The sequence below is a fragment of the Massilia sp. CT11-108 genome, from assembly GCF_047302915.1.
Classification (GTDB): Bacteria; Pseudomonadota; Gammaproteobacteria; order Burkholderiales; family Burkholderiaceae_D; genus Telluria; species Telluria orientalis.
In genome coordinates, this window is sequence record NZ_JBKYMO010001002.1 from 1 (window position 1) to 975 (window position 975).

General features: G+C 69.6%; 1 protein-coding gene. It reads left to right on the forward strand.

Going from position 1 to position 975, the window contains the following annotated elements:
* The coding region (locus tag ACEN88_RS32700) for an FHIPEP family type III secretion protein (protein WP_413346426.1) at positions 1–855 on the forward strand (855 nt) is incomplete at its 5' end.
* Positions 856–975: the final 120 nt, after the last annotated feature.

A 975-nucleotide genomic window follows, 5' to 3' on the forward strand; every position in this document is an offset into this window, starting at 1 on the left:
GTCGGCCGCCTCCGCCGCCGACATGCTGTGGTAGGTCACGCCGATGACGATGCCGCCGAGCTGAACCGTGCATTCGCGGCCGTCCGCGCCGTCCTCGTCGACGAGCTGGGGCTGCCGTTCCCGCGCGCCGCCGTGTGGACGACCGATTCCCTCGCCGGCATGGCGGTCGAGATCATGCTGCACGACGTGCCGCAGCCCGCGCTCGAGTTGCCAGCCAGGCCGGAGCGCGCCGAGCGCGCGCTGGCCGACGCCGTGGGCGTGGCGGTGCGGGAGCATGCGCACCTGTTCATCGGCGTCCAGGAAACCCAGTGGATCCTCGACCGGGTCGGCACCGAGTATCCGGGCCTCGTGGCCGAAGTGCAGAAAGTCATGCCGGTGCTGCGCATCGCCGAGGTCCTCAAGCGCCTGCTCGAGGAACACGTGCCGATCCGCAACCAGCGCGCCATCCTCGAGAGCCTCGTGAACTGGGGCGCCAAGGAAAAAGACCTGTTGCTGCTCACCGAATACGTGCGCGGCGACCTGGGCCGCTTCATCGCCCACCGCGCCGCCGGCGGCGGCCAGCTGCCGGCGATCGTGCTCGACGTCGAAGTCGAACAGACCATCCGCCAGGCGATCAAGCAGACCCCGGCGGGCAATTACCTGACCCTGGAACCGCAGCAGATCGACCAGTTGCTGGCTTCGCTGGAACGCCTGGTCGGCGCCAATCCGCCGCCGAATCTCGCGGTCGTCACGTCGATGGACATCCGGCGCTATTTCCGGCGCATGATCGCGCAGCGACTGGCGTGGCTGCAGGTGTATTCGTTCCAGGAACTGGGCGACATCGACCTGCGCCCGGTCGGCCAGCTCGGCCTGTAACGGGAGGCCCCGATGACCCGCATCCGCTCGCCGCGCGAACTGCGCATCGTGGTGGCGCAACCAGCGGCGGCCGAAGCGCGCTTCGGCCAGCTGCTCGACCAGGCGCGCCAGGCGCTGGAG